At 63.4% G+C, this 7,134-nt stretch carries 6 protein-coding genes and 1 pseudogene; all 7 read left to right on the forward strand.

The genetic code is table 11. The features are described 5' to 3' along the window. Positions 1–278: 278 nt before the first annotated feature. On the forward strand, positions 279–1,583 hold the full coding sequence (gene gltA, locus QJT78_RS46860) for a citrate synthase (RefSeq protein WP_028153745.1): 1,305 nt from the start codon (positions 279–281) through the stop codon (positions 1,581–1,583). 180 nt (positions 1,584–1,763) lie between these two features. Next, positions 1,764–2,168, forward strand: coding sequence for a GFA family protein (locus tag QJT78_RS46865; protein ID WP_028153746.1), 405 nt, complete (start codon positions 1,764–1,766; stop codon positions 2,166–2,168). Positions 2,169–2,291: 123 nt separating this feature from the next. Then, positions 2,292–3,470 carry an ROK family transcriptional regulator gene (locus QJT78_RS46870; RefSeq protein WP_038944676.1) on the forward strand — a complete coding sequence of 393 codons (1,179 nt, stop codon included), beginning with the start codon at positions 2,292–2,294 and terminating at the stop codon, positions 3,468–3,470. Between the two features lie 58 nt (positions 3,471–3,528). Next, positions 3,529–4,814 (forward strand): annotated as a pseudogene (locus QJT78_RS53360) (ABC transporter substrate-binding protein). After that, a complete protein-coding gene (locus tag QJT78_RS46885; RefSeq protein ID WP_028153748.1) occupies positions 4,811–5,731 on the forward strand; it encodes a sugar ABC transporter permease in 921 nt (306 codons plus the stop codon). The pseudogene QJT78_RS53360 and the gene QJT78_RS46885 overlap by 4 nt, the downstream one beginning before the upstream one ends. Continuing rightward, a complete protein-coding gene (locus QJT78_RS46890; protein WP_028153749.1) occupies positions 5,724–6,581 on the forward strand; it encodes a carbohydrate ABC transporter permease in 858 nt (285 codons plus the stop codon). Before QJT78_RS46885 ends, QJT78_RS46890 begins: the two co-directional genes overlap by 8 nt. A 10-nt stretch (positions 6,582–6,591) precedes the next feature. After that, positions 6,592–7,134, forward strand: a 543-nt coding sequence (locus tag QJT78_RS46895; protein WP_281460704.1) for an ABC transporter ATP-binding protein, incomplete at its 3' end; no start/stop codon positions are given.

Below are 7,134 nucleotides of genomic sequence, written 5' to 3' on the forward strand. Positions count from 1 at the left end.
CGGGCGTGGCGTTCGCGGTTGGAGGTGATGGGGTTGGCTTCGCAACCGAATCCTACGCCGCATCAGCGCTTTACCCCTCAGGCGCACTCTTACGAATAAGACGGGCTAGGCCAAGGACCAGGCTACGACGTAAGTCGACCATGCGTGCGGCGATCTTGCAGCGCACACAGCAATAATATACCCATCTCACCCGTACCTTCTGGAATATCCGGCCTGCCCCACCAAGTCATTGGGGCCTTCCGGGTCCGGCCCGTTTCACCACACATCGGGGACCTCTGATGGACGCAAAAGCAAGCAATAAGACCGCCACGCTGACGGTCGGAAACAAGAACTACGATCTCCCGATCCACAGCGGCAGCGTCGGGCCTGATGTCGTCGATATCGGCAAGCTCTACGCCCAGTCCGGGCTGTTCACCTACGATCCCGGCTTCACCTCGACCGCAAGCTGCGAGTCCAAGATTACCTATATCGATGGTGACGCCGGCGTGCTGGAATACCGCGGCTACCCGATCGAGCAGCTCGCCGAGAACGGCGACTTCCTCGAGACCTGCTATCTCCTGCTCTACGGGAACCTGCCGACCGCCGCGCAGAAGAAGGATTTCGACGACCGCGTGATCCATCACACGATGGTGCACGAGCAGATGGCCCGCTTCTTCCAGGGCTTCCGCCGCGATGCCCATCCGATGGCGGTGATGGTGGCTTCCGTCGGCGCGCTCGCCGCGTTCTACCACGACTCCACCGACATCAACGATCCGAAGCAGCGCATGATCGCTTCCATGCGCATGATCGCGAAGATCCCGACGCTGGCGGCGATGGCCTACAAGTACACGGTCGGCCAGCCCTTCGTGTATCCGAAGAACTCGCTCTCTTTCGCCGAGAACTTCCTGAACATGTGCTTCGCGGTGCCGTGTGAGGAGTACAAGATCAACCCGGTGCTGGCTGACGCGCTGGACAAGATCTTCATCCTGCACGCCGACCACGAGCAGAACGCCTCGACCTCGACGGTGCGCATCGCCGGCTCCTCCGGCGCCAACCCGTTCGCCTGCATCGCCGCCGGCATCGCCTGCCTCTGGGGCCCGGCGCATGGCGGCGCCAACGAAGCCGCGCTCGCGATGCTCGCCGAGATCGGCTCGGTCGACAAGATTCCGGAATTCATCGCCAAGGTGAAGGACAAGAACAGCGAAGTCCGCCTGATGGGCTTCGGCCACCGCGTCTACAAGAACTACGATCCGCGCGCCAAGATCATGCAGAAGATGTGTCATGCCGTTCTCAAGGAGACCGGCCATGGCGACGATCCGATGCTGAAGGTGGCGCTCGAGCTCGAGAAGATCGCGCTCAGCGACCAGTACTTCATCGACCGCAAGCTCTACCCGAACGTCGACTTCTATTCGGGCATCACGCTGAAGGCGATGGGCTTCCCGGTCTCGATGTTCACCGTGCTGTTCGCGGTCGCCCGCACCGTCGGCTGGATCAGCCAGTGGAGCGAGATGATTGAGGACCCGCAGCAGAAGATCGGCCGTCCGCGCCAACTCTACACCGGCGTCACCCGCCGCGACTACGTCGCGATCAAGGACCGCAAGTAAAATCGGCCATTACGACTTTCGAAACGGCGCCATCCTGCGATGGCGCCGTTTTTGTTTGCGGGCGACATTTGTAGGGCCCGTAGGGTGGGCAAAGCGAAGCGTGCCCACCACCTCTCCGCAAGCGAGACAAAAACGGTGGGCACGCTTCGCTTTGCCCACCCTACCGATACGGAGAATCCGATGCTGACCGGAAGCTGCCTCTGCGGAGGCGTTGCCTACGAGGTCGATGCGCCCCCGGGCACCATCATGCACTGCCATTGCCAGACCTGCCGCAAGACGCACGGATCGGCCTTCTCCACCGTCACCAACGTGCCGCGCGACCGCTTCCGCTGGACCAGGGGCGAAGACTTGCTGCGCGGCTTCGAATCCTCGCCCGGCAAAACCCGCTATTTCTGCTCGCAATGCGGATCGCACATCATCGCCTCGCGCGAGGGCAAGAACACGGTCCTGCTGCGGATGGGCTGCCTCGAAACACCGATCACAGAACGGCCCGAAATGCACATCTGGCGATCGGATTCCGCCAACTGGTACGACCCGAAGGCCGAATTACCAGAGTGGGCCGAAGGCACCGCACCAAAAGCCTGATCGGTTCCTCGCCTCATCTTGCTGCCACGCACAACAACAAGTCGACTCATCGCGTCCGCAATCGCTTGACAGTCGAAACGCTCCGCGCGCAAATTCTTACACTAAGTAAGAATGACGACAGGGATGGAAATGCCGGAGCAGCCGAGAAGTCGGCGGCAGACGCGCGCTGCCATTTTGACTCACTTGCTCCAGTCCGGCGGCTCGTTCCGGCCGCCGCTGGCCAAGGCCGTGCGCCTGTCCGAGGCAAGCCTGTCGCGCATCCTGTTTGACCTGAAAGCCGAAGGCCTGATCGAGGAAGTGCGGCGCCCTGCCCCCTATGTCGGCGGTCCGACAGGGCTCGTGTCGCTCGATGGCTCCGTGGCGCTCGCGGCCCTCGAGCTGACCGGCCAGTGGCTCAGCGTGGGCGTGGGCGGCATGTCGGGCGAAATGCACTACACCGAGCGTGTTCCGTTGCTGAAGAAGCCGACCGTCGAGACCGTCGGCCGGGTGTTCCGCGAAGCCCTCACCTTGCTGCGCGACTGGACGCGCCGCCGCCGCATCAGTCTCGCGCAGATCGGCATCACCATTCCCGGCCTCGGCCGCCTGAGCGCCGCGGGCAATCCGATCATTCCGTGCGACATCGAACGCATCGGCGACATGCTCGGCGGGATGTTTGCCGGCGTGCCGGTCGAGTTCACCAACTCGGTGGTCGCACACGCCACGTTTCACCGCTGCCGTACGCAGGACTATCCCTTCAGCGGCGCACATCTCTTCGTCTTCGTCGGCCAGGGCGTTGCCGGCGCCTGGATGGACGATCCGCTGGAGGCCGATGCCCCGCAGCCGGTTGAGCTCGGCCATATGGTGTTCAACGCCGACGGGCCGCGCTGCCGCTGCGGTCATCATGGCTGCGTCGAGGCCTACACGTCGCTTCCGGCCCTCGCCGAGCTCCTCGGCGTAACCGAGGCCGAATTGCTCCAGCTCGGCGGCGAATGGGTGAGCACGATCCCACGCTCGTCGCGAATGCGCCAGGAGTTGCGCCAGCGCCTGTTCCGGCTGGGCCTTTCGATCGGCAACACGCTGAACGTGAAGCCATGCAACGGCGTCGCGATCAGCGGCTGGCCGTCGCTTCTCTCCGAAGAGGATCGGAAGGCGGTGGTCGATGGGATCGACGCTTGCCTTCTCGGCGGGCGGAAACTGGCGCAGGTGTCGCTCGCCTTCGTGCCGCCCTCGAACGGCAACGATCCGCAAGCAGCTCTCGCCTTCGCCGCCTTTTGTCTCGCCAGCCGCGGCGGGATGCCCGCGGCTTCCACGGAGGCCGCCTGACATGCCCTGAGCCGCGTGGCTCAACGCGCCAAGAAAGTTCACACCGGGAGGAACTGCCATGCCGATCACGACAACAAGACGCCGTCTGCTCGCTGGATCTGCGGCCGCACTCGCACTACCGGCATTCGCCCGCGCGCAAGGCGCGGCCAAGCCGCGCCTCACCGCGATCTCGCAATGGTCCGCAGGCAGCGATGGCGCGGCGATCACCGCACTCGGCAAGAAATTCGAGGAGAAAGGCGGCGTTTGGCAGCACTCGCCCGTCCCCGGCTTCACCACCGAGATGATGAACAAGCTGCGCGCTCAGATCATCGCCGGCGATCCGCCGGCCTGTTCGCAGCTGAAGGGCCCCGAGATTGCGGCCTGGTCCAAGATCGCCCCGACCGTCGATCTCGACGCTCTCGTCGCGGCCGCCGGCTACGAAAAGGTTGTCGCTCCGGACCTCGCAAAATTGCACAAGCCGGGCGGCAAGTGGATTGCGCTGCCGTTGCAGATCTACAGCACCAACATGCTGTTTCTCTCCAAGCGCGCGATGGACAAGGCCAAGGCCGACAAGATTCCGGTCACCTGGGCCGACTTCAACGATCTCGCCGACAAGATGAAGGCGGGCGGCGTCACCTACCCCATCGCCAACGGCGGCACCCGCCCCGATGACGGGCAGAAATTCGAGGCCTCGTTGGCCGGCATCAGTCCCACGGCATACCGTGCGGCCATCATGATCTCGACAAGAAGGCCCTGGAGGGCCCCGAGATCAAGGCCGCCTTCGTCCAGGTCCGCAAGATCGCAAACTGGATGGACCCCAACGTCGGCGCGCAACCCTACGCCACCAATTTGAAGCGCTTCGTCGACGGCGACATGGGCATGATGATCATGGGCGGCTGGGCGCAGGGCGTGTTGCGCAACGCCGGTTTCAAGTTCGACGACTTCATGATCACGCCGGGCCCGAGCGACAATGGCAAGCCGGTCTTCCTGTTGAATGCTGACGCCTTCATCTTCTGGCAGCGCAAGGAGCCCGACCTCCAGGCCGGTCAGACGTTGATGGCCCAGCTCGTCATGGATCCGGCGATCCAGACCATGTACTCGCAGATCACGGGATCGATCCCGGTGCGCACCGATGTCGACCTCTCCGGCGAGGGCTGGTCGGACGGTCAACGGCGGACCGCAGCCGCGCTCAAGGACGCCGTCGCCAGCAATCAGGCCGTCCTGAGTCTTGCGCACAACATGGCGCAGGAAAACGGCCTCACCGCCGCGATGATCGACGTGCTCACGGAGTATGTGAAGAACAAGACGATCACGCCGGAGCAGGCGGTCACCCGCCTCGCCGAGGCCGTCGAGGGTTCACGTTGACCGACACAGTCTCCACAGCAACGCGGCCGGCGACGTCTGATCTCGTGCGCCGGCTGCCCGAATATCTGATGATTTGGGTGCCACTGCTGTTGTCGGCTGCGCATCTCATTTCGTTCTCGCTGTGGACGATCTGGATCTCGTTCACGCCCTCCACGCTTGTTCCTGTTACGGGCTGGGTGGGTTTACGCAACTACAACGCGGTCCTGGCATCGCGGAACTGGCAGATCGCCTTCGACAATCTGCTGCTGTTTGGCAGTGCTTTCGTGCTGCTGAGTTTGATCACCGGCCTTATGCTTGCGATCCTGCTCGATCAGCGCATTCGCGGCGAGAATGTGCTGCGATCCATCTTCCTGTATCCGCTTGCGGTCTCGTTCGTCGTCACCGGCACGGTCTGGAGCTGGCTACTCAATCCCGGCATCGGGATCCAGAAGCTCGTCCATGACCTCGGCTGGACCTCCTTCCGGTTCGACTGGCTGATCGACCGCGACATGGCGATCTGGACGATCGTGATTGCCGCGATCTGGCAATCCTCCGGCTTCGCCATGGCGCTCTTCCTCGCCGGCCTTCGCTCCGTCGATTCCGACATCATCAAGGCCGCCCAGATCGACGGCGCCGGACCGGTCCGAACCTATTGGCGGGTCATTCTGCCGACGCTCTGGCCGATCACCATCACCGTCGTCGTCGTCCAGTTGCAGTTCGCGATCTCGGCCTTCGATCTCGTCCGTGCGCTCACCAATGGCGGGCCGGGAATCGCGACCCAGCTGCCGGCCCTTGTCGTCTACGACCTCATGTTCCAGCGCAGCCAGCTCGGCCGGGGCGCCGCGGCGGCGGTGCTCATGCTGCTCATTCTCCTCGCGGTGCTGCTACCCTATGCGGCGTGGCGTTATGTCCAGCGAAGGCAGGCCACCCATGCGTGACCGCAGCTTCGCACCGAGCCGAATTCTGATCTATCTCGTCGTGACATTGTTTGCTGCGGCCTATCTCGCGCCACTCGTTGTTGTCGTCCTGAACTCTCTCCGCACCAACGAGGAGATCGCGCAGGGTTCGATGATCGGCTGGCCGCAACATTTGGCCTGGAGCAACTACGCCAAGGCCTGGAGCGGTTTCTGCGTCGCCGAGACCTGCGCCGGCATCCGGCCGTACATGCTGAACTCCGCGCTCGTCACCATCCCGGCGACGATTTTGTCGACCCTGCTCGGCGCTGTCGCCGGTTACGCCGTGTCGCTCTGGCGCTTTCGCGGCGATAACTGGATCTACGGCATCGTGACCCTCGGCCTCTTCCTTCCCCAGCAGATGCGCCTGCTTCCCTGGACCATCGTGCTGCGGGACACCGGTCTCATCAACACGCTGACGGGCCTCGTGCTGATTCACACGATCCAGGGGCTGTCCTTCACCACGCTGTTCTGCCGAAACTACTATGTCGCCATTCCACACGAGTTGATCAGGGCCGCACGCATCGATGGCGCCGGGTTCTTTCGTATTTTCTGGCGCATTATCCTGCCGCTCTCGGCTCCTATTCTGATCGTCACCGTGATCTGGCAGTTCACGCATATCTGGAACGAGTTCCTCTATGGCGTGACATTCACCACCGGCCAGCAGCAGCCCGTCACGGCCGCACTCATCGCGCTCTCTGCCGCAATTGCGGACATTCCGCAGCATGGCGTGCAGAGCGCCGCGGTGATCATCGCAGCGCTGCCCACTTTGCTGATCTATCTCCTCGGCGGACGGTACTTCGTGCGCGGCCTGACCGCCGGCGCAGTGAAATGATGGGGTCGTCATGGCAGCACTGAGCATTCGCACCCTGTCCAAGCGCTACGCCAATCTGGAGGTGCTGAAGGGCATCAACCTCGACATCGAGAGCGGCGAGTTCACCGTGCTGGTCGGGCCATCCGGCTGCGGCAAGTCGACCCTGCTCAACATCGTCGCCGGGCTCGATCGTCCGAGTGACGGAACGATCGAGATCGGCGGACGCGTCGTCAACGACGTCCCGCCCAAGGATCGCGACATCGCCATGGTGTTCCAGTCCTACGCGCTCTATCCGTCGATGACGGTGCGCCAGAACATCACCTTCGGCATGGAATGCCGTCACGTTCCGAAGGCGGAGCAGGAGAAGGCGCTGGCGAATGTGGCGCGCCTCCTCCAGATCGAGCCCCTGCTCGGCCGCAAGCCGTCGCAGCTGTCCGGCGGGCAACGCCAGCGCGTGGCGATGGCCCCGCGGGTCACTTCAAATTCCTCCGGGTGTGGTCAGTCAAATTCCTCCACCCGCGAGGCAGGACAAGGGACTGTTAGTTTGAGTTTGTTTCCCGGGCAAGAGCTTCAG

The sequence above is a fragment of the Bradyrhizobium sp. Mp27 genome (assembly GCF_029953005.1).
Taxonomy (GTDB): domain Bacteria; phylum Pseudomonadota; class Alphaproteobacteria; order Rhizobiales; family Xanthobacteraceae; genus Bradyrhizobium; species Bradyrhizobium barranii.

What these genes read in the sequence shown, in the direction of transcription:
- gltA (WP_028153745.1), top strand. Translation starts at nt 279, where the DNA reads ATGGACGCAAAAGCAAGCAATAAGACCGCCACGCTGACGGTCGGAAAC.
- QJT78_RS46865 (WP_028153746.1), top strand. Translation starts at nt 1,764, where the DNA reads ATGCTGACCGGAAGCTGCCTCTGCGGAGGCGTTGCCTACGAGGTCGAT.
- QJT78_RS46890 (WP_028153749.1), top strand. Translation starts at nt 5,724, where the DNA reads ATGCGTGACCGCAGCTTCGCACCGAGCCGAATTCTGATCTATCTCGTC.
- QJT78_RS46870 (WP_038944676.1), top strand. Translation starts at nt 2,292, where the DNA reads ATGGAAATGCCGGAGCAGCCGAGAAGTCGGCGGCAGACGCGCGCTGCC.